The sequence below is a fragment of the Mycobacterium sp. E2462 genome (genome assembly GCF_001672685.1).
Taxonomy (GTDB): Bacteria; Actinomycetota; Actinomycetes; order Mycobacteriales; family Mycobacteriaceae; genus Mycobacterium.
The window spans coordinates 1-20,557 of record NZ_LZKC01000054.1 but is presented as its reverse complement, the minus strand read 5'-3'; the positions used below and the strand labels follow the sequence as shown (position 1 = coordinate 20,557).

The window sequence follows — 20,557 nt, the reverse complement described above, 5'->3', positions numbered from 1 at the left end:
CCTTCACCCGGATGCCGCTGGGCGGCGACGACCCCGAATACACCGCGGCGACCCGCGGCGCCGCCGCGCCGGTCATCGCGGTGCTGTCCTCCTACGGCCTCGACGGCGACGCGGCGTTCTACGCGGCCCTGGAGTTCTGGTCGGCCCTGCACGGGTTCGTGCTGCTCGAGATGACCGGCGCGGCGGCGCCGCGGGTCGCCGCGGTGTATTCGGGGTCGTCGCCGCCCAGCGGCATCCGGGTGAAGGCGGAGTAACGGCCGGGGTGGTGGTGGGCGTAGCTGCGGTAGGCGCCGGCCATCACCAGCACGGCGTCGTCGCGGGCGCGGCCCTCGCCGACCCGGTTCAGCATGGTGATGATGTCGTCGATGACGCGGATCCGCACCGCCCGGCGCAGGTCTTCCAGGCTGTCGACGTGGTTGTACAGCGACGGCCCCTTGGTGCCCAGCTGCGTCGCGAGCGCGTTGATGGTGAGCGCGTCCCAGCCCTCGCGATCCAGAAAGGTCAGGGCGCCGTCGATGATGCCGTCCCTGCTCAACTTGGCGGGACGGGAGCCGGCGCGGCCCGAGCGCTGGCGCCCGGCGGCCGCCGGCTGTCCCGGCTGAGCTGCCATGGCGATCGCCCTTCGCGTCGAGGATGGTTGGGTTAACTAATGACTCTAGTTGACGGCGGCCACGCAATTACTAAGGTCTTCAGTCAAGGCTTGTTCGCGCGTCCTGAAGGGGGCCACCGTGCAGTGGACAACCGTCGCCGGATCGCTCGCCGCGTGCATTCTCGGATGCGCCGCCGTCGCCGCGCCACCGGCCGCGCACGCGAAGAACGGCGACACCCACATCATCGGGCAGGACCTGCAGCAGACGGTGGACTGCAACGACGCCACATTGCTGGTCAACGGTTCCGGCAATTCGGTGACCGCGCTGGGCAACTGCTACGCGGTGACGGTGATGGGATCGTCGAATACCATTGTCGCCGACTCCGTTTCGCACGACATCACCGTCTACGGCTATGACCAGACCGTCTTCTACCACAGCGGCCAGCCGTTCATCTGGGACCGCGGTCGCGAACTGGGCATGGTGAACCGGCTCCAGCAGGTGCCCGGCTGAGCGACGCCCCACCCCACCGGAATCGAAGAGATCGAGGATCAATGCACGCTGCCATCAGTGACCGCTCGTTTCGTGTCGCCCTGCTCGCGGTGACCGCCGGCCTCGCGCTGGCCGGTTGCAGTTCGACGGCGAATCCGCCGGGCGGCTCGTCGACGACCGCGACGACCTCCTCGACGACCAGCGCGGGCGCCGCGCCCACGACCGGCACCAGCGCGCCGACCACCACCGCGTCACTGGAAATCGGCAACACCTTGAACTACGGGTCGATGGGCACCACCGCCACCCTGGACTGCGCCGACGGCAAATCGCTGAACGTCGGCGGATCGGACAACACACTGACCGTCACCGGCAGCTGCAAGACGGTCAGCGTCACCGGCACCAACAACAAGGTCACCTTCGACAAGGTGACCACCCGCATCACGGTGCTGGGCGCGAACAACACCATCACCTACAAGGACGGCGACCCCAAGGTCGACAAGGTCGGGTCGAGCAACACCATCAGCAAGGGCAGCTGACGGCGGACTCAGCCGGCGGGCGCGCCGTGCCGTCCGGCCCCCGCGGCGAACCGCCCGGCGCCCTCGTTCGCCTCGGCCGCCACCCGCGAGATGCTGGCGAACTCGAAGTCGAGCGCCTCGGATTCCGTTGCGCCCCATTGCTGCAACGCCGAAAGGCGATCCGAGCGCAGGCATTGCTGCGGCAGGGCGGCCAGCTGCGCCGCCAGCTCCTCGGCGGCCTGGCGGGCCTGACCCGTGGCCACCACCCTATTCGCGAGGCCGATGGCAAGCGCCTCCTGGGCGGGTACCGCGCGGCCGGTGAGGATCATGTCCATCGCCCGGCTCTGCCCGATCAGGCGCGGCAGCCGCACGGTGCCGCCGTCGATGAGCGGCACCCCCCAGCGCCGGCAGAACACCCCGAACACGGCGTCCTCCTCGACCACCCTTAAGTCACACCAGATCGCCAGCTCCAGGCCACCGGCCACGGCGTAACCGCTGACGGCGGCGATCACGGGCTTGGACAGCACCATCCGCGTCGGCCCCATCGGGCCCGGCCCGGTGCGGTGCACCGCGTTGGCGTCGGGCGTGCCGAAGGCCTTCAAATCGGCTCCGGCACAGAACGTCCCGTTGTCGCCCCACAGGACGGCGGCCGACGCGGTGTCGTCGCGCTCGAAGTCCTCGAACGCCGCGTAAAGCGCGGCGGCCGTCGGGCCGTTGACCGCGTTGCGCGCGTGCGGGCGGTCGATGATGACCGTGGTCACCGCACCGTTGCGCTCGACGCGTACCGGGTCGCTCATGTCGCCTCCACGAGTGGGGTGGGGTCACGTCGCCGCACCAGTTCGTCGGCGAAGTCATGGTAAGCGGCCCGCAGCCGGGCCCCCGGCCAATCCCCGGGCAGCAGTTCGGCCGGCAGCATCGGGTCGGTGAGCAGATGGCGCACCATCGCCGCGGCCACGACGAACCGGCCGGGCACGTCGGTCGCGGCGCGCATCTCGGCCAGCAGCCGGTGCCCGGTGTCGGCCCAGGCGGGCAGGTCCCAGAGCTGGCCGGCCAACTCGGCGGGCGCGTCGTCGCGGGCGGTGAGCAACCGTGCCCGCGAGGTCACCTCGGTGCCCAGCTCGACGTCGAGGTTGTCGGGCCGCATCCACACCCCCTCGCGTAGCTCGCCGAAGCGGTTGTCGTGCATGGTGTTTCGCAGCGATGCGCGGGTGCGGGCGTCGGTCCCCACGCTGGTGACGACCAACACCAGCCAGTTATCCCGCCACGGCCGGGTCCGCGGGCGCATCGCGTCGTCCTGGCGGCGCTGACGGGCCAGCAGGCGGTCGGAGAGGCGATACCCGTCGGCGGAGCGGACCAGGTCGCCACCGCTGACCATACGGGTCAAGGCGACCCGCAGCGTGGCCTCCTTGATGCCGAATTCCGTTGTCATGGCGATCAATTCGCTGGCGCTGGCCCACGCGGGGTGGGTGCCCAGCAGCATGCTGAGCACCACCGAGCGGGCCGTCATCTCCGGCATGGACTACACCCCGGAGGCGCGCCGGCCGTGGTCGCCGAACGGCTCGTCGCGGTGCCGTACCGCCTCCCGGAAGCCGTGCTCGACGGCGTCGGCGACGAAGGCGTGGCCCTCGGGGGTGTGCCGGGCGACACCGTCGAAGACGGTGCTGACCATCCTGCTGGTGGCCACACCCTGTTGCAGCAGCGCGGAATTGAGCGCGAGCTTGACCATGATCAGCTGGTTCACCGGCACCGCGGCGATGCGTTCGACCAATCGCTCGGTGCGCTCGTCGAGGTCGGCCGGGTCGGGTGCCTCGACGGCCAGCCCCCACTCGGCGGCCTGCGCGCCGGTGATGCAGTCGCCGGTGAGCAGCAACCGTTTGGCGCGCTGATCGCCGAGCCGGTGCGCCCACAGGCCCGCCGCCGGGACGCCCCACACCCGCGTCGGCGGGTAGCCGATCTTGGCGTCGGCGGCGGCGATCACCTGGTCGGCGTGCAGCGCGATGTCGGTGCCGCCGGCCACGCAGTACCCGTGGATCTTGACCACCGTGGGCTTGTCGGCGTGCAGCAGGCTGGAAAAGCCCCGCACGAAACGGCTCATCATCTGGTAGTCGATCATGGGGTCCCACGGCTGGTCGGGCCGGTGGTTGACGCCCTGGGTCTTGCCGTCGAGGACGGTGCCGCGGTAGGCGCCGGTGCCGCCCGCCGAGCCGCTGCGGTCGGCGTAGGCGCTCAGGTCGAAACCGGCGCAGAACCCCTCGCCGCGGCCCGACACCAGGATGACGTGCACGTCGGGGTCCAGATCGGCGCGCTCCACCAGGGCCGAGAGCTCCAATGGGGTGTCGGCGACGATCGCGTTGCCCTTCTCCGGCCGGTTGAAGGTGATCCGGGCAACCCGATCGGTGACCTCGTAGGTCATCGTCTTCAGGTTGTCGAAGTCGACCGGCCTGATCGCGTGAGTCACTCTGCGGCTCAGCCCTTTACCAGCGCACGGTCGATGATCGGCGCCAAATCCAGGCCGTCGGGCATGGTGCCGAACGCGCCGCCCCACTGCCCGTCGATGCGGGTGGTCAGGAACGCCTCGGCGACGGCGGGGTGCCCGTGGCGCACCAACAACGAGCCCTGCAGGGCCAGGCAGATGTCCTCGGCGACCTGGCGGGCGCGGTAGGCGATGTTGTCCAGATCCGACAGTTGCTTTTTCAGGCCCTCGACGTGGACGGCCAGCCGGGGGTCCTGGTTGGCGCTCTCCGCCAGCTCGGTGAACAGCACCTCGACGCACTCGGGCCGAGTGGCCATGGCGCGCAACGTATCCAGCGCGCTGACGTTGCCCGAACCCTCCCAGATGCCCATCAGCGGCGCCTCCCGGTACAGCCGCGGCATGCCGGAATCCTCGACATATCCGTTACCGCCGAAACATTCCAGCGCCTCGGCGGCGTGCGGCGTGGAGCGCTTGCACACCCAGTACTTGCTGGCGGCCAGCCCGATCCGGCGCAGCAGCGCCTCGGTGGTGTCGCCACGCACCGCCTTGTCGGTGGCGCCGGCCATCCGCATGGCGACGATGGTGGCGGCCTCGGCCTCGACGGCCAGGTCGGCCAGCACGTTGCGCATCAGCGGCTGGTCGATCAGGTACGCGCCGAACGCCTTTCGGTGCTGGGCGTGATGGACCGCGCGGGTCAGGCCGGTCCGCATGCTGGTCGCGCTGCCCAGCGTGCAGTCCAGCCGGGTGAGGTTGACCATCTCGATGATGGTCGGTACCCCGCGGCCCTCCTCGCCCACCAGCCACGCGGTGGCGCCGTCGTACTCGACCTCGCTGGAGGCGTTGGCGTGGTTGCCGAGCTTGTCCTTGAGGCGCTGCAGGAACATCCGGTTGCGGGTGCCGTCGGGCAGGACCCGCGGCAGCATGAAGCAGGACAATCCGCCGGGCGCCTGCGCCAGCACCAGGAAGATGTCGCACATCGGCGCGGAGGTGAACCACTTGTGGCCGGTCAGGCTGTAGGTGCCGTCCGCGTTGGGGGTGGCCTGCGTGGTGCCGGCGCGCACGTCCGAGCCGCCCTGCTTCTCGGTCATCGACATGCCCGCGGTGATGCCCGGCTTGGTGACGGCCAGCTTGAGTTCCGGGTCGTACTCCCGGCTGGTCAGCAGCGGCTCGTACACCTTGGCCAGCTCGGGGTTGAACCGCAGCGCCGGGACGACGGCGTAGGTCATGGAGATCGGGCAGACGTGGCCGGGCTCGACGGTCCAGGCCGACGTCTTGGCGGCCCGGACCACGTGCGCGCCCGGCCGGTCGTCGGCCCACGGGGCGGCGTGCATGCCGTGGGCGATGGCCGCGCGCATCAGCTCGTGATAGGCCGGGTCGAATTCGACCTCGTCGACGCGGTGCCCGTACCGGTCGTGGGTGTGCAGGACGGGCCGGTTGCGGTCGGCCAGCTCGCCCCAGCGCTGGGCCTCGCGGCTGGCCGAGAGCGCTCCTACCGCGTTGGCCTCGTCCAGCCCCCATTCGCCGCCCTCGCGGATCAGGGCCTCGATGAGCACCGGGGACGTCGCGGGGTTGTGGTTGTCCAGCGGCGGGACCTGATTGGTGACGACATGGGTGTCTGGCATGGCACCAATATTACAGTTTCACGACAACCGCACAAGAGGTGTAATGCCGGCGGTCAGTCGCGGGTGCGCTCCCGCAGCAGCGCGATGTCGTCCTTGCGGCCCTCGTCGGCCGTCTCGCAGATGACGGGTGCGCCGGCCGCCTTCACCGCCGCGACGAGCAGCTCGGTGTCGATCTGGCCGCTGCCCAGGTTGGCGTGCCGGTCCCGGCCCGAGCCGGCCGTGTCCTTGCTGTCGTTGCAGTGCACCAGGTCGATGCGGCCCGTGATCGCCTTGATCCGGTCCACGGCGTCCACCAACGCCTCGCCCGCCGCCCAGGCGTGGCACGTGTCCAGGCAGAAACCAATTCCCTTGTCACCGATGACGTCCCACAGCCGCGCGATGGTGTCGAAGTGCCTGGCCATGGCGTGATCGCCGCCGGCGGTGTTCTCCAGGTACACCGGGACGGTGGTTTCCAGCCGGTCGAGCGCCTTGCCCCAGCGCTCGAAACCCTCGTCGAGCTCGTCGTCGGCGGTGACGTGGCCGCCGTGCACGATGACCGCGGCCGCGCCGATCGCGGCCGCCGCGTCGCAGGTCTCCTGCAGGATCTTGCGCGACGGGATCCGCACCCGGTTGTTCGCCGAGGCCACGTTGATCAAGTAGGGCGCGTGCACGTAGATCGGCAGCGCGGCGGCCTTCAGCCGCTCGGCGTCCTCGCGGGGCTTGGGCGCCTTCCAGCTCTGCGGGTTGCCCAGGAAGATCTGCACGACGTCGGCGTTCTCGGCCTCCGCCGCGGCCAGCGGGTCGGTGGGGCTGACGTGGGAACCGATGAGCACGCGGCCAGTCTAGTGAGCGGTACCGACGGCGGCCGAGCGCCCGGCTGGACTGAGTTTACGCCCCGCGCCGAACGTGAAGCTGGGCGCACGTTCGGCGCCGAACGTGAAGCTGGGCGCACACTCGGCGCATTAGGAGCCCACCGCACGAAAAAGCCCCGGGCCGAAGCCCGGGGCTTTCTCGTGCGCCGATCGGTAGCGGGGACCACCGAATGGTCTACCGGTAGTCGGAATACCCGTAATCGTCCAGCGGCACCGCGGCGCCGGTGGCCTGGCCGAAGTCCGGGCTGTAGTACTGATCCTCGTACGACGGGATCGTGTACGCCGCGGCCCGGGCCTCCTCGGTCGGCTGCACCTGGATGTTGCGGTACCGGTTGATGCCGGTACCGGCCGGGATCAGCTTCCCGATGATCACGTTCTCCTTCAGACCCTGCAGCTTGTCGCTGCGGCAGTTGATCGCCGCATCGGTCAGCACGCGCGTGGTCTCCTGGAACGACGCCGCGCTCAGCCACGAGTCCGTGGCCAGCGACGCCTTCGTGATACCCATCAGCACCGGGCGACCGGCGGCGGGCTCGCCGCCCTCGGCCACCACGCGGCGGTTCTCCGCCTCGAACTCCGCACGGTCGATCAGCGAACCGGGCAGGAACTCCGTCGCACCCGAGTCGATGATGGTGACGCGGCGCAGCATCTGGCGGACGATCACCTCGATGTGCTTGTCGTGGATCGACACACCCTGGGCCCGGTAGACCTCCTGGGTCTCCCGGACCAGGTGGATCTGCACCTGACGCGGGCCCTGCACGCGCAACACCTCGTGCGGGTCGGCCGAGCCTTCCATGAGCTGCTGGCCCACCTCGACGTGGTCGCCGTCGGACAGCACCCGCTCGGAGCCGTCGTCGTGCTTGAACACGCGCAGCCGCTGACGCTTGGAGAGCTTGTCGTACACGACCTCCTCGCTCCCGTCGTCGGGAACGATGGTGATCTTGTAGAAGCGCTCACCCTCCTCGAGCTGCACCCGCCCGGTGACGTCGGCGATCGGCGCCTTGCCGCGCGGGATGCGGGCCTCGAACAGCTCCTGGACCCGGGGCAGACCGCCGGTGATGTCCTCACCGACACCACCCTGGTGGAAGGTGCGCATGGTCAGCTGCGTGCCGGGCTCACCGATGGACTGCGCCGCGACGATGCCGACGGCCTCGCCGATGTCGACCAGCTTTCCGGTGGCCATCGACCGGCCGTAACAGGTCGCGCAGACGCCGGTGCCCGTGGTGCACGTCAGCACCGAGCGCACCTTGACCTGCGTGATGCCGGCCGCCAACAGCGCGTCGATCTGCGGGTCCCCGAGGTCCTCGCCGCGCGCGACGACGACGTTGCCCGCCTCGTCCACCGCGTCGGAACCCAGAGTCCGTGCGTACGCCGAGGTTTCGATGTACGGGTCACGGATCAGGGTGCCGTCCGGCTGACGCTCGGCCAGCTCGACGGTGATGCCCCGCTCGGTCTCGCAGTCGTGCTCGCGGACGATCACGTCCTGGCTCACGTCCACCAGACGACGGGTCAGGTAACCCGAGTCGGCGGTACGCAACGCAGTGTCCGCCAGGCCCTTTCGAGCGCCGTGGGTGTTGATGAAGTACTCCAACACGGTCAGGCCCTCACGGAACGAGGACTTGATCGGGCGCGGGATGAACTCACCCTTCGGGTTGGTCACCAGGCCCTTCATGCCGGCCAACGTTCGGGTCTGCGTGAAGTTACCCGTGGCACCCGAGTCGACGATCGTGATGATCGGGTTGTCGCTGGGGTAGTGCTCGCGCAGCGCCTGGCCGACCTCGTCGGTGGCTTCCTTCCAGATCTCCACCAACGCCTCGTTGCGCTCGTCGTGGTTCAAAGCGCCACGCTGGAACTGCTTTTCGACCTTCTCCGCGCGCTCCTCGTAGGCGTCGAGGATCTCCTTCTTACGCGGCGGCACCAGCACGTCGGCCATCGACACGGTGACACCACTGCGGGTGGCCCAGTAGAAACCGGCGTCCTTGAGCTTGTCGACGGTCTGCGCGACGACGATCATCGGGTAGCGCTCGGCCAGATCGTTGATGATCGAGGCCTGCACCTTCTTGTGCATCTGCTTGTTGACGAACGGGTAGCCCACGGGCAGTAGCTCGTTGAACAGCACCCGGCCCAACGTCGTCTCGGCCATCCACGCGTCACCCGGCTGCCAACCGTTGGCGCCGAACAACTCCGCCTCGATGTCGGCGGGCGGACGCAGCTGCGTCAGCCGCACCTTGATCTTGGCCCGCACCGAGAGCACGCCCCGGTCCGAGGCCATGATGGCCTCCGCCGGCGAGGAGTACACGCCGACCTCCGGCTCGTCCCCGGCAGCCGCCCGGAACTCGCCCTTGTCGCCCTCGACCTCGGTGGTGAGGAAGTACAGGCCGGTGACCATGTCCAGACGCGGCATGGCCAGCGGGCGTCCCGAAGCGGGCGACAGGATGTTGTTGGACGACAGCATCAGGATGCGTGCCTCGGCCTGCGCCTCGGCGGACAGCGGCAGGTGCACCGCCATCTGGTCACCGTCGAAGTCGGCGTTGAAGGCCTCACACACCAGCGGGTGCAGCTGAATCGCCTTGCCCTCCACCAGCATCGGCTCGAAGGCCTGGATGCCCAGCCGGTGCAGGGTGGGCGCGCGGTTCAGCAACACCGGGTGCTCGGCGATGACCTCTTCGAGGACGTCCCACACCTGGGGCCGCTGCCGCTCCACCATGCGCTTGGCGCTCTTGATGTTCTGCGCGTGGTTGAGGTCCACCAGCCGCTTCATCACGAACGGCTTGAACAGCTCGAGGGCCATCAGCTTGGGCAGGCCGCACTGGTGCAGCTTGAGCTGCGGGCCGACCACGATGACCGAACGGCCCGAGTAGTCCACACGCTTACCGAGCAGGTTCTGGCGGAACCGGCCCTGCTTGCCCTTGAGCAGGTCGCTCAGCGACTTCAGCGGGCGGTTGCCCGGCCCGGTGACCGGGCGGCCGCGGCGGCCGTTGTCGAACAGCGCGTCGACGGACTCCTGCAGCATCCGCTTCTCGTTGTTGACGATGATCTCGGGCGCGCCGAGGTCGATCAGCCTCTTGAGGCGGTTGTTGCGGTTGATCACGCGGCGGTACAGGTCGTTGAGGTCCGACGTCGCGAAGCGGCCACCGTCGAGCTGCACCATCGGCCGCAGTTCCGGCGGGATCACCGGGACGGCGTCGAGCACCATGCCCATCGGCGAGTTGCCCGACTGCTGGAACGCCGCGACCACCTTGAGGCGCTTGAGGGCGCGAAGCTTCTTCTGCCCCTTGCCATTACGGATCACGTCCCGCAGGATCTCGGCCTCGGCCTCGATGTCGAAGTTCTCGATCAGCTTCTGGATCGACTCCGCACCCATGGCGCCGGTGAAGTACTCGCCGTAGCGGTCCACGAGTTCCCGGTAGAGGTTCTCGTCGACGATGAGCTGCTTGGGGGCCAGCTTGGTGAAGGTGCTCCATATCTCCTCGAGCCGGTCCAGCTCACGCTGGGCGCGGTCGCGCAGCTGGCGCATCTCCCGCTCGCCGCCGTCGCGGACCTTGCGGCGCGCGTCGGCCTTGGCGCCCTCGGCCTCCAGCTCGGCCAGGTCGGCCTCCAGCTTCTGCGCGCGGGCCTCCAGGTCGGCGTCGCGCTGGTCCTCGATGGCCTTGCGCTCCACCATCATCTCGGCCTCGAGCGTGGACAGCTCGTTGTGCCGCATCTCGTCGTCGACCGCGGTGATCACGTAGGCGGCGAAGTAGATGATCTTCTCGAGATCCTTCGGCGCCAGGTCGAGCAGGTAGCCGAGGCGTGACGGCACACCCTTGAAGTACCAGATGTGCGTGACCGGCGCGGCCAGCTCGATGTGGCCCATCCGCTCGCGGCGCACCTTGGCGCGCGTCACCTCGACGCCGCAGCGCTCACAGATGATGCCCTTGAAGCGCACGCGCTTGTACTTGCCGCAGTAGCACTCCCAGTCGCGAGTCGGTCCGAAGATCTTCTCGCAGAACAGGCCGTCCTTCTCGGGCTTGAGCGTGCGGTAGTTGATGGTCTCCGGCTTCTTGACCTCGCCGTAGGACCACTGGCGGATGTCCTCCGCGGTGGCCAGGCCAATGCGGAGTTCATCGAAGAAGTTGACGTCTAGCACGTAACTCCCTTTCCCCTTGCGGGTTTAGATACCAATAAGAGGGCTGGCTGGCACGATGCCGCTATGCCAGGTCCTCCACAGACGCAGATTCGTTGCGCGACAAGTTGATTCCGAGGTTGGCCGCAGCCCGTTCCAGGTCTTCGTCCTCGCCCTCGCGGAGCTCGATCGCGGCGCCGTCGCTGGAGAGCACCTCGACGTTGAGGCACAGCGACTGCAGCTCCTTGAGCAGCACCTTGAAGGACTCGGGGATGCCCGGCTCGGGGATGTTCTCGCCCTTGACGATCGCCTCGTAGACCTTGACCCGGCCGACGGTGTCGTCGGACTTGATGGTCAACAGCTCCTGCAGCGTGTACGCCGCGCCGTAGGCCTGCATAGCCCAGCACTCCATCTCACCGAACCGCTGGCCACCAAACTGCGCCTTACCACCCAGCGGCTGCTGCGTGATCATCGAGTACGGCCCGGTGGAGCGGGCGTGGATCTTGTCGTCCACCAGGTGGTGCAGCTTCATGATGTACATGTAGCCAACGGTCACCGGGTACGGGAACGGCTCCCCGCTGCGGCCGTCGAACAGCACCGCCTTGCCGTCCCCGTTGACCAGCACCTCGCCGTCGCGGTTGGGCAGCGTCGAGGCCAGCAGGCCGGTCAGCTCGTCCTCCTTCGCGCCGTCGAACACCGGGGTGGACACGATCTGGTTCGGCTCGGCGCTGAGCAGGTCCTCGGGCAGGTTGGCCGCCCAGTCGGGCGTCCCGCCGGCCACGTCGATGTTCCAGCCGGCCTTGGCCACCCAGCCCAGGTGGGTCTCGAGGATCTGACCGATGTTCATCCGTCGCGGCACACCGTGGGTGTTCAGGATGATGTCCACCGGCGTGCCGTCCGGCAGGAACGGCATGTCCTCCTGCGCCAGGATCTTGCCGATGACGCCCTTGTTGCCGTGCCGTCCAGCCAGCTTGTCGCCGTCGGAGATCTTGCGCTTCTGGGCGACGTAGACGCGGACCAGCTCGTTGACGCCGGCCGGCAGCTCGTCGTCGTCCTCACGCGAGAACACCCGGATGCCGATGACCTTGCCGGACTCGCCGTGCGGCACCTTCAGGGAGGTGTCGCGGACCTCGCGGGCCTTCTCACCGAAGATCGCCCGCAGCAGCCGCTCCTCCGGGGTCAGCTCGGTCTCCCCCTTCGGGGTGACCTTGCCCACCAGGATGTCGCCGTCGCGGACCTCGGCGCCGATGCGCACGATGCCCCGCTCGTCCAAGTCGGCGAGTACCTCGTCGGAGACGTTCGGGATGTCCCGGGTGATCTCCTCGGCGCCCAGCTTGGTGTCGCGGGCGTCGATCTCGTGCTCCTCGATGTGGATCGAGGTGAGCACGTCCTCCTCAACCAGGCGGTTGGACAGGATGATCGCGTCCTCGTAGTTGTGCCCCTCCCACGGCATGATCGCCACGAGCAGGTTCTTGCCCAGGGCCATCTCGCCGTTCTCGGTGCACGGCCCGTCGGCGATGACCTGGCCGGCCTCGACCCGCTCACCTGCGTCCACGATCGGCGACTGGTTGGCGCACGTGCCGTGGTTGGACCGCTCGAACTTGCGCATCCGGTAGGTGTGCCGGCTGCCGTCGTCGGCCATCACGGTGATGTAGTCGGCGGAGACCTCCTCGATCACCCCGGCCTTGTCGGCGACGACAACGTCGCCGGCGTCGATGGCGGCGCGCAGCTCCATGCCGGTGCCGACCAGCGGCGCCTCGCTGCGCACCAGCGGAACCGCCTGGCGCTGCATGTTGGCACCCATCAGGGCCCGGTTGGCGTCGTCGTGCTCGAGGAACGGGATCATCGCGGTCGCGACCGACACCATCTGGCGCGGCGAGACGTCCATGTAGTCCACCTCGGACGACGGCACGTACTCGACCTCGCCCGCCTTGCGGCGGACCAGGACGCGCGCCTCGGCGAACCGGCCGTCACCGTCGATCGGCGAGTTGGCCTGCGCCACGACGTGGCGGTCCTCCTCGTCGGCGGTCAGGTAATGGATCTCGTCGGAGACCACACCGTCGACCACCTTGCGGTACGGCGTCTCGATGAACCCGAACGGGTTGACCCGCGCGTACACCGACAGCGAGCCGATCAGACCGATGTTCGGCCCCTCCGGGGTCTCGATCGGGCACATGCGGCCGTAGTGCGACGGGTGCACGTCGCGGACCTCCAGGCCCGCGCGCTCCCGGGACAGACCGCCCGGACCCAGCGCCGACAGGCGGCGCTTGTGGGTCAGACCCGACAACGGGTTGTTCTGGTCCATGAACTGCGACAGCTGGCTGGTGCCGAAGAACTCCTTGATCGCGGCGACGACCGGCCGGATGTTGATCAGGGTCTGCGGCGTGATGGCCTCGACGTCCTGCGTGGTCATCCGCTCGCGGACCACGCGCTCCATGCGGGACATGCCGACCCGGATCTGGTTCTGGATCAGCTCGCCCACGGTGCGCAACCGGCGGTTGCCGAAGTGGTCGATGTCGTCGGTCTCCACCGGCACCTCGGTGCCGCCGGGCACGGTCATCACAGCCGGCTGGCCGTCCGTGCGGGCGTGGTGCAGGCGCACCAGGTACTCGATGGTGGCGACGACGTCTTCCTCGGTGAGCGTGGACGACGTGATCGGCTGCCCGACGTTGAGGCCGAGCTTCTTGTTGACCTTGTAGCGACCGACGCGGGCCAGGTCGTAACGCTTCTCCTTGAAGAACAGGTTCTCCAGCAGGGTCTGCGCCGACTCCTTGGTCGGCGGCTCGCCCGGACGCAGCTTGCGGTAGATGTCCAGCAGCGCCTCGTCGGTGCCGGCGGTGTTGTCCTTCTCCAGCGTGCTCATCATGATCTCGGAGAAGCCGAACCGCTCGTGGATCTGCTCGTTGGTCCAGCCGAGCGCCTTGAGCAGCACGGTGACCGGCTGGCGGCGCTTGCGGTCGATGCGGACGCCGACGGTGTCGCGCTTGTCGACGTCGAACTCCAGCCACGCACCGCGGCTGGGGATCACCTTGACGCTGTGCAGCAGCTTCTCGGTCGACTTGTCGATGGTCTCGTCGAAGTAGACGCCGGGCGAGCGCACCAGCTGGCTGACGACCACGCGCTCGGTGCCGTTGATGATGAAGGTGCCCTTCTCCGTCATCATCGGGAAGTCACCCATGAACACCGTCTGGCTCTTGATCTCACCGGTGTTGTTGTTGATGAATTCGGCCGTGACGAACAGCGGGGCCGCGTACGTCATGTCCTTGTCTTTGCACTCCTCGACCGGCGCCTTGACCTCGTCGAAGCGGGGGTCGGAGAACGACAGCGACATCGAGCCGGAGAAGTCCTCGATGGGCGAGAGCTCGTAGAGCACCTCTTCGAGGCCGCCCACCGGGGAGGTCTCGCCGCGGCTGGCGGCGATCTCGCGCCAGCGGGGCGAGCCGATCAGCCACTCGAAGGAGTCGATCTGCACGTCGAGCAGGCCGGGAACCTCCAGCGGTTCGCGGAGCTTGGCGAAAGAGACTCGATTGGGGGCTCCGGGCACGGAGCCGTTTGAGGAACTACCGTTTAAAGAACTTCCGTTAGAGGAACCTTGTGGGCGATCCGTTTTGCTCTGGCGGAAATCAGCCAAGATGCATCCTTCCAGCACCTCGTGCGACTCACGAAGACCGGTAGGCCCGGCCAGCTCGCCGCGAATTGTGTCGGTTAGGCCGGCGGACGATCTGCCCGGATCTCACGCGCGCAACTAGAGAGCTAAGCCGCTCAACGAGGCTCAGGCTTAGTCCACAGTGTCATGTGGCGGGTGAGGTGGGCAGGAGGTAGCCAGCGCAACGTCCAACAATAGCGCAGGACCGCGCATTCCTCAACTGCCCAGCATGACTAGCCCAGAGACATCGGCGCTGGCTGGCGACTCGACTTTCCGCTCGATACATGCTGCCCAACAGATTGACCCGTTTACCGCTCGTCGTCAAGAGGGCGGGCCGCCGAGTTACCCCAAGTTTTCCGGCTGGTCGGCGGCGGGCCGGGCCGGCGTCCTAGTCGCCGACTTCGTGCGCCCGGTACTTGTGGGTCCCCTCCATGTCGTCGATGATCGCGGCCTGGGCCTCCTTGGGCAGGGTGTGCAGGATCTCGCGCACGCGGGCCTGGCGCCGGGCGACGGCCTTGCGCTCCGGCATGCCGGGCGAGGCGACGATCTGCGGGGGCACGCCCTCGATCTCCTCCACACCGCCGGCGTGCTGGCCGGCTTCCAGCGCGGCCTGCTCCTCGGCCATGGTGGCCTCGTCCTTCTCCTCCGACATCCCGATCGGACCGATGCGGCGGCCGTTGAGGAACTGCCGCACCACCGGCTCGTCGCTGGTCAACAGGACCTCGCGAGGGCCGAACATGACCAGCTTGCGGCGGAACAGCATGCCCATGTTGTCCGGCACGGTGCGGGCGATGTTGATGTTGTGCGTGACGATCAGGACGGTGGCGTCGATCTGGGCGTTGATGTCGAGGATCAGCTGGCTCAGGTAGGCGGTGCGGACCGGGTCCAGACCCGAGTCGGGCTCGTCGCAGAGGATGATCTGCGGGTCCATCACCAGGGCGCGAGCCAGGCTGGCGCGCTTGCGCATACCACCGGAGATCTCACCGGGGAACTTCTTGTCGTCGCCGCCCAGACCCACCAGTTCCAGCTTCTCCATGACGATGTCACGGATTTCGCTTTCCTTCTTCTTGGTGTGCTCGCGCAGCGGGAAGGCGGCGTTGTCGTAGAGGTTCATCGAACCGAACAGCGCGCCGTCCTGGAACATCACGCCGAACAGCGTGCGGATCTCGTAGAGCTCCTTGGCCGAGCACTGCAGGATGTCGGTGCCGTCGATGACGACCGAGCCGCGCTCCGGGCGCAGCAGACCGATCAGCGACTTCAGGAACACCGATTTGCCGGTACCCGAGGGGCCCAGCAACACGCTGACCTCCCCGGCGGGGATCTCCAGCGTCACGTCTTCCCAAATTCTCGAGGACCCGAAGGACTTCGTGAGTCCGTTCACCTCGATAGCGACGCCCATGGGGATTCCTTCCGTTCACGCTCACGCCCGCCACCTGCCCTTTTGTGTGGCTTGAGTCACTGTAGCGCACGCTTCGCGCGCAAGATCAGCGTTGCACGGCACAGCCGGGAAAAAGTGGCCGTCCCGAGATCGCGTGGAAGCCCCGGCGGCTCAACTTATTTGACGCGCGTGTTAGCCAGGAGTCAAGCGGACGGCGCCCAGTTGCCGTGGAAGCCCATCGGCACCCGCTGCGGCAGGTGGACGGTGGCTACCGGCTCGAGCGTCTGCGCGTCCAGCAGCAGCAACTGCCCCTCGTCGCGGTCGCGGTGGTAGCCGAAACCCATCAGGATGCCGTCGTCCTCCGCGGCCGCGCCGGGGTTGGGCACAAACGACATCTCGCCGAGTAAAAGGCCCGCATCCAGCGGCGCCACCCGGCGCGATCCGGTCGCGTAGTCGTGCTTGAACAGGCCCGGGCCGCCGCCGGCGAACTGGGCGCCGACGGTGTAGCCGAAGCGGTGCCGCGCGCCCAGCAACTCCTCGTTGATGCGGGGGAATTCCTGGGACTGTTCGTCGCGGCATTCGGTGCGCACCGCGCCGGTGGTGAGGTTGACGGTCCAACGGTCCAGGACCGGGGTGCTCTCCCCCGGGCCGCGCCGGTCCCGGTCGAACATCCGGTCGTAGCGCACCACGTCGAGCACCAAAACCTCGGCGTCGCCGCGCATCTCGGAGTAGGCGTTCAGCGGGTGGTAGACGTAGCACGGTTCGATGTCGAACCAGCGCACGTCGTCGTTGCCGCCCTCGCGCGGCATGACCCCGATGCGCGCCGGGTAGCGCGGATTCCAGGCATACGGCATCCGGTCGGAGTGCCGGGCGTCGCGGTTCATCCGCGCGTTGATCGGGCCCGGCACCCGCACGCGCCCGATCAGCGACTGCAGCACCAGCCGGGCGGGCAGCGTCAGCCAGGGCGGCATGCGCTGCGGGAGCACCTGCACCGGGTCGAAGGTCACCGGCAGGTCGTAGATCACCACGTACTTCTCGGTGAGCGAGAAGTCGTGCATCATCGGCGAGCCGCCGACCTCGATGTCGACCGTGCGGCGGGCCCGACCCTGGGTGTCGATCACCGAGTACTGCACGGTCCGGCCGCGCGCGAACGAGTAAGAGACGGCGTGCAATTCGCCGGTCCGGGGGTCGCGGTGCGGGTGCGCGGTGTAACCCCCGGCCAGGGTGCCGTCGAAGTCGCAAGTTCCGACGGTGTCCAGGTCGTCGGTGAGTTCGTAGGTGGCGACGCCGCCCTCGACCAGGGCCAGGGTGCGCCCGGCGTGGCTGAGCGCGTTGGTGTTGGCGCCCAGGCTCAGCATCCCCGCGCGGCCGTCCAGCCGGCCCGGCGGCCGCTCGCCCAGCGCGTCGCTGACCCGCGGGCTGCGCACCCACCGGTTGCGGTACCAGCGGGCCTGCCCGTCGCGCAGCGCCACGCCGTGCACCATCCCGTCGCCGCTGAACCAGTGGTAGATCGCCGGGTCGACCTCGGCGGCCGGGTTGGGGCCGTTGCGCAGGTACCGCCCGTCGAGGTGTTGCGGGATGTGGCCGGTGACCGGCAGGTCGTGGGCGGTGACTTCCGCGGCGACGGGCGCCAGGAAGCCTTCGAGATACGGGTTGGGCGGTTTGCGGGTTTCCACGGTCGTCATCGCCGAGCTCCTATAACATCGTTATTTCAACGTTATTGGGACGGTACGCCACCGATGAGAAGATGACAAGGATGACTTCGGAAATGGCGGGCACCGTCCGCGACGACATGCTGCACGCCGCGGTCGGCCTGCTCGACGAGCACGGGCCCGACGCGCTGCAGGCCCGTAAGGTCGCCGGCGCGGCCGGCACCTCGACGATGGCGCTCTACACCCACTTCGGGGGGATGCGCGGGCTCATCGCCGAGGTCGCCGAGGAGGGGCTGCGCCAGTTCGACGCCGCCCTGACGGTGCCGGCGACCGATGACCCGGTCGCCGACCTGCTCGCGACCGGGGCCGCCTACCGGCGGTACGCCATCGAGCGCCCGCACATGTACCGCCTGATGTTCGGCAGCACCAGCGCGCACGGCATCAACGCCCCGACCCACAACGTCTTGACCCTCGCCGTCGCCGAGATCGAGCGGCACCACCCGAGCTTCGCGCACGTGGTGCGCGGGGTGCACCGGTGCGTGCTCGCCGGGCGGATCGGCGCGGCGGGACCGGCCACCGACGACGCGGCGGTGGTGGCCACCGCGGCCCAGTTCTGGGCGCTCATCCACGGTTTCGTGATGCTCGAGCTGGCGGGCTACTACGGCGCCGACGGCTCGGCCGTCGTGCCGGTGCTCAGCTCGATGACGACGAATCTGCTGATCGCGCTGGGTGATTCGCCGGAGCGGGTGGCCCGGTCCCTCGCGACGGCGACGCGAGATTTCCCGGAAACGCGACAAACCCCCGCGAGCCGGTGACGGCCGCGGGGGTTTGTCGCGTACGGGCTTACTTGACGGTGACGGTGGCGCCGGCGGCCTCCAACTTGGCCTTGGCCTCGTCGGCGGCCTCCTTGGCGACCTTCTCCAGCAGCGGCTTGGGAGCGCCGTCGACCAGGTCCTTGGCCTCCTTGAGGCCCAGGCCGGAGACGATCTCGCGGACCACCTTGATGACGCCGATCTTCTTGTCGCCGGCGGCCTCGAGGATGACGTCGAATTCCGACTGCTCCTCGGCGGCCTCGGCGGGCGCGCCGCCACCGGCGGGGCCGGCCGCGGCCACGGCGACCGGGGCGGCCGCGGTGACCTCGAAGGTCTCCTCGAACTTCTTGACGAAGTCCGAGAGCTCCAGCAGGGTCATTTCCTTGAAGGCGTCGAGCAGTTCGTCGCTGGACAGCTTGGGCATGGTGTGGGTCCTTCCTGAATTGGGTTGGGGTTATTCGGCTTCGGCCGGGGTTTCCGGGGCCTCGGCGGGTGCTTCCGAAGCGGGTTCTGCGGCGGGCTCGGCGGCGGCCGCCGCGCCCTCTGAGCCTGGTTGAGAGGCCTTCTTTTCCTGCAGCGCGGCCGCCAGCCGGGCCACCTGGGAGGCCGGGGCGGCGAACAGGCCCGCCGCCTTGGCGAGGTTGCCCTTCATGGCACCGGCCAGCTTGGCCAGCAGCACCTCGCGCGACTCCAGGTCGGCGATCCGCTCGACCTCGGCGACCGACAGCGCCCGGCCGTCCATGTAGCCGCCCTTGATGACCAGCGCCTTGTGGTCCTTGGCGAAGGTCTTGATCGCCTTGGCGGCGTCGACCGGCTCGCCGGTGACGAACGCGATGGCGGTGGGGCCGGCGAACAGCTCGTCGAGGCCCTCCACGCCGGCCTCCGACGCCGCCCGCTTGATCAGCGTGTTCTTGGCGACGGCGTAGGTGGCGGACCCGCTCAGCGAGCGGCGCAGCTCCGCCAGGTTGGCGACGGTCAGACCCCGGTACTCCGTGATCAGCGTCGCCGACGATTCCTTGAACTGCTCGGTGATATCCGCAACGGCGGTGGCCTTGTCAGCCCGGGCCATGCCTACCTCCTGATGTGAACGCGTCTGGAATCCCCCGCGAAACGACGAACGCCCCGGCGCAGGATGCGGCCGGGGCGTGAATATCGCCGGCGCGAGCCGGCGCTGTTGCTGCCTCGTCCTCCTGCGTGGGCCGCCGGGATGCTCCCGGACCTTCAACCGATTGCTCGGTGACCGACGGTCTTCGGTGGATCGGCCACCAGAATAGCCTCACCTCGGCGGTCGACCAAAACGGCGGTCAGCGCAGGCCCGCGAGCCGGGCCGCGCCGAGCAGGCCGGCGGTGGCGCCGAGCTCGGCCGGCAGCACCCGCAGACCGGCCAGGAAGTCCAGGCCGGCATACCGGGCGAGCTGCGCGCGCAGCGGGTCGAAGAGCACCCCGCCGGCCTGGGCCACGCCGCCGCCGACGACCACCACGTCCAGGTCGCAGACCGCCGCGACCGAGGCGATGGTCGCGGCGAGGGCGCCGGCACCCCGGCCGAACGCTCCGGCGGCGACCGGGTCACCGGCCGCCGCGGCGGCCGCCAGCTCCCGCGCGCCCGCGGCCCGCGGAGCGGACCAGCCGTGCTCCCGCGCCCAGCGCACCAGCGACGGTCCGGAGGCGACGGTCTCGACGCAACCGTGGCCGCCGCAGGTGCAGGGCCGGCCGTCCTGTTCCACCACGACGTGGCCGACGTGTCCGGCGTTGCCGGTGCGACCGCCGTAGGGGCGCCCGTCGAGCACCAGGCCGCCGCCGACACCGGTGGACACCACCATGCCCAGCAGGAAGCCCGCGTCGGCGGCCCGCCCCGCCCCGCGCCACTGCTCGCCGAGCGCCATGCACAGGCCGTCGCCGCCCAGCGCGACCGGCACCCCCGGCACCGCCGCCGCGACCCGGTCGCGCAGCGGAAAGCGGTCCCAGGAGTCGATGTTGATCGGGCTGACCGTCCCGGTGGGCAGGTCGACGGGGCCCGCCGACGCGACGCCCACCGCCCCGATCGGGCCGTCGGCGGCGCCGGCCGCGTCGGCGATGGCCGCGGCGACCGCGGCCCACACCTCCTCGGCCGAGGGCGCCGCGGCCGGGGTGGGCCGCACCGCCGTGTACACCAGCGCGCCGGCGGCGTCGACCAGCCCGGCGGCGATCTTGGTGCCGCCGATGTCCAGGCAGAGGGTCGGCACGGCGTCAGTGCCGGTGGGTGTTGTCGGGCTGACGAGGGTCGCCGGGGTGCTCGTAGCCGGGCGCGAACCGCACCCGCTCGGCCAGCCGCGCGTCCAGCCACAGCCGGAAGGCGCGGCGCCGGGCGGCGCCGCGCAGCTGAGCGGCGATCGCGGCCCGCACCTCGGCCAGCGGCGGGGCGGCCACCGCGGGCGGCCGCCAGCCATG

At 69.2% G+C, this 20,557-nt stretch carries 16 protein-coding genes and 2 pseudogenes; 4 read left to right on the top strand and 14 right to left on the bottom strand.

Annotated features, from left to right (window positions below; translation table 11 throughout):
* Positions 1–11: 11 nt before the first annotated feature.
* On the top strand, positions 12–254 hold the full coding sequence (locus A5714_RS25000) for a TetR-like C-terminal domain-containing protein (protein ID WP_369829417.1): 243 nt from the start codon (positions 12–14) through the stop codon (positions 252–254).
* On the opposite strand, the pseudogene A5714_RS02995 reads toward A5714_RS25000, so the two are convergent.
* A pseudogene (locus tag A5714_RS02995) lies at positions 167–610 on the bottom strand (TetR/AcrR family transcriptional regulator); the annotation flags it as partial. The gene A5714_RS25000 and the pseudogene A5714_RS02995 sit on opposite strands and share 88 nt — an antisense overlap.
* A 118-nt stretch (positions 611–728) precedes the next feature.
* On the opposite strand from A5714_RS02995, the gene A5714_RS02990 reads away from it, so the two are divergent.
* Positions 729–1,100, top strand: a complete 372-nt coding sequence (locus tag A5714_RS02990; protein WP_068073460.1) for a DUF3060 domain-containing protein — start codon at positions 729–731, stop codon at positions 1,098–1,100.
* A 41-nt stretch (positions 1,101–1,141) separates the two neighbouring features.
* Positions 1,142–1,615 carry a DUF3060 domain-containing protein gene (locus A5714_RS02985; protein ID WP_068204753.1) on the top strand — a complete coding sequence of 158 codons (474 nt, stop codon included), beginning with the start codon at positions 1,142–1,144 and terminating at the stop codon, positions 1,613–1,615.
* 8 nt (positions 1,616–1,623) lie between these two features.
* On the opposite strand, the gene A5714_RS02980 is transcribed toward A5714_RS02985, so the two are convergent.
* From A5714_RS02980 to A5714_RS02940, 9 genes are all read right to left on the bottom strand, one after another.
* Positions 1,624–2,391, bottom strand: a complete 768-nt coding sequence (locus A5714_RS02980) for a crotonase/enoyl-CoA hydratase family protein (protein ID WP_068282614.1) — start codon at positions 2,389–2,391, stop codon at positions 1,624–1,626.
* Entirely contained in the window at positions 2,388–3,110 is a 723-nt protein-coding gene (locus A5714_RS02975) for a PaaX family transcriptional regulator C-terminal domain-containing protein (RefSeq protein WP_068073464.1), read from the bottom strand. The genes A5714_RS02980 and A5714_RS02975 overlap by 4 nt, the downstream gene beginning before the upstream one ends.
* A 3-nt stretch (positions 3,111–3,113) precedes the next feature.
* Positions 3,114–4,052, bottom strand: coding sequence for a crotonase/enoyl-CoA hydratase family protein (locus tag A5714_RS02970; protein ID WP_068073466.1), 939 nt, complete (start codon positions 4,050–4,052; stop codon positions 3,114–3,116).
* Between the two features lie 8 nt (positions 4,053–4,060).
* Complete coding sequence (locus A5714_RS02965) at positions 4,061–5,689, bottom strand: acyl-CoA dehydrogenase family protein (protein WP_068282611.1); 1,629 nt, start codon at positions 5,687–5,689, stop codon at positions 4,061–4,063.
* A gap of 53 nt (positions 5,690–5,742) precedes the next feature.
* Positions 5,743–6,501 carry a deoxyribonuclease IV gene (locus A5714_RS02960; protein ID WP_068073470.1) on the bottom strand — a complete coding sequence of 253 codons (759 nt, stop codon included), beginning with the start codon at positions 6,499–6,501 and terminating at the stop codon, positions 5,743–5,745.
* 214 nt (positions 6,502–6,715) lie between these two features.
* Positions 6,716–10,666, bottom strand: a complete 3,951-nt coding sequence (locus tag A5714_RS02955; protein ID WP_068282608.1) for a DNA-directed RNA polymerase subunit beta' — start codon at positions 10,664–10,666, stop codon at positions 6,716–6,718.
* Positions 10,667–10,727: 61 nt separating this feature from the next.
* On the bottom strand, positions 10,728–14,273 hold the full coding sequence (locus A5714_RS02950) for a DNA-directed RNA polymerase subunit beta (RefSeq protein WP_369828265.1): 3,546 nt from the start codon (positions 14,271–14,273) through the stop codon (positions 10,728–10,730).
* A 403-nt stretch (positions 14,274–14,676) separates the two neighbouring features.
* Positions 14,677–15,687, bottom strand: a complete 1,011-nt coding sequence (locus A5714_RS02945) for an ABC transporter ATP-binding protein (protein WP_068073476.1) — start codon at positions 15,685–15,687, stop codon at positions 14,677–14,679.
* A 182-nt stretch (positions 15,688–15,869) separates the two neighbouring features.
* On the bottom strand, positions 15,870–17,351 hold the full coding sequence (locus A5714_RS02940; protein WP_068282606.1) for a carotenoid oxygenase family protein: 1,482 nt from the start codon (positions 17,349–17,351) through the stop codon (positions 15,870–15,872).
* Positions 17,352–17,422: 71 nt separating this feature from the next.
* Between A5714_RS02940 and A5714_RS02935 the strand changes: the two genes are divergently transcribed.
* Positions 17,423–18,133 carry a TetR/AcrR family transcriptional regulator gene (locus A5714_RS02935; RefSeq protein ID WP_068282603.1) on the top strand — a complete coding sequence of 237 codons (711 nt, stop codon included), beginning with the start codon at positions 17,423–17,425 and terminating at the stop codon, positions 18,131–18,133.
* A 28-nt stretch (positions 18,134–18,161) separates the two neighbouring features.
* On the opposite strand, the gene rplL is transcribed toward A5714_RS02935, so the two are convergent.
* The 4 genes and pseudogenes from rplL to A5714_RS02915 form a co-directional block, all read right to left on the bottom strand.
* Positions 18,162–18,554 carry a 50S ribosomal protein L7/L12 gene (rplL, locus tag A5714_RS02930; protein ID WP_068073482.1) on the bottom strand — a complete coding sequence of 131 codons (393 nt, stop codon included), beginning with the start codon at positions 18,552–18,554 and terminating at the stop codon, positions 18,162–18,164.
* A 30-nt stretch (positions 18,555–18,584) separates the two neighbouring features.
* Entirely contained in the window at positions 18,585–19,199 is a 615-nt protein-coding gene (gene rplJ / locus A5714_RS02925; RefSeq protein WP_068073484.1) for a 50S ribosomal protein L10, read from the bottom strand.
* Positions 19,200–19,434: 235 nt separating this feature from the next.
* Positions 19,435–20,352: an ROK family protein gene (locus A5714_RS02920; protein ID WP_068073486.1), complete on the bottom strand. Its 918-nt coding sequence runs from the start codon at positions 20,350–20,352 to the stop codon at positions 19,435–19,437.
* A 4-nt stretch (positions 20,353–20,356) separates the two neighbouring features.
* Positions 20,357–20,557: pseudogene (locus tag A5714_RS02915) on the bottom strand (malonyl CoA-ACP transacylase); the annotation flags it as partial.

What these genes read in the sequence shown, in the direction of transcription:
- rplL (WP_068073482.1), bottom strand. Translation starts at nt 18,554, where the DNA reads ATGCCCAAGCTGTCCAGCGACGAACTGCTCGACGCCTTCAAGGAAATG.
- A5714_RS02940 (WP_068282606.1), bottom strand. Translation starts at nt 17,351, where the DNA reads ATGACGACCGTGGAAACCCGCAAACCGCCCAACCCGTATCTCGAAGGC.
- A5714_RS02965 (WP_068282611.1), bottom strand. Translation starts at nt 5,689, where the DNA reads ATGCCAGACACCCATGTCGTCACCAATCAGGTCCCGCCGCTGGACAAC.
- A5714_RS02945 (WP_068073476.1), bottom strand. Translation starts at nt 15,687, where the DNA reads ATGGGCGTCGCTATCGAGGTGAACGGACTCACGAAGTCCTTCGGGTCC.
- A5714_RS25000 (WP_369829417.1), top strand. Translation starts at nt 12, where the DNA reads ATGCCGCTGGGCGGCGACGACCCCGAATACACCGCGGCGACCCGCGGC.
- A5714_RS02980 (WP_068282614.1), bottom strand. Translation starts at nt 2,391, where the DNA reads ATGAGCGACCCGGTACGCGTCGAGCGCAACGGTGCGGTGACCACGGTC.
- rplJ (WP_068073484.1), bottom strand. Translation starts at nt 19,199, where the DNA reads ATGGCCCGGGCTGACAAGGCCACCGCCGTTGCGGATATCACCGAGCAG.
- A5714_RS02935 (WP_068282603.1), top strand. Translation starts at nt 17,423, where the DNA reads ATGACTTCGGAAATGGCGGGCACCGTCCGCGACGACATGCTGCACGCC.
- A5714_RS02975 (WP_068073464.1), bottom strand. Translation starts at nt 3,110, where the DNA reads ATGCCGGAGATGACGGCCCGCTCGGTGGTGCTCAGCATGCTGCTGGGC.
- A5714_RS02985 (WP_068204753.1), top strand. Translation starts at nt 1,142, where the DNA reads ATGCACGCTGCCATCAGTGACCGCTCGTTTCGTGTCGCCCTGCTCGCG.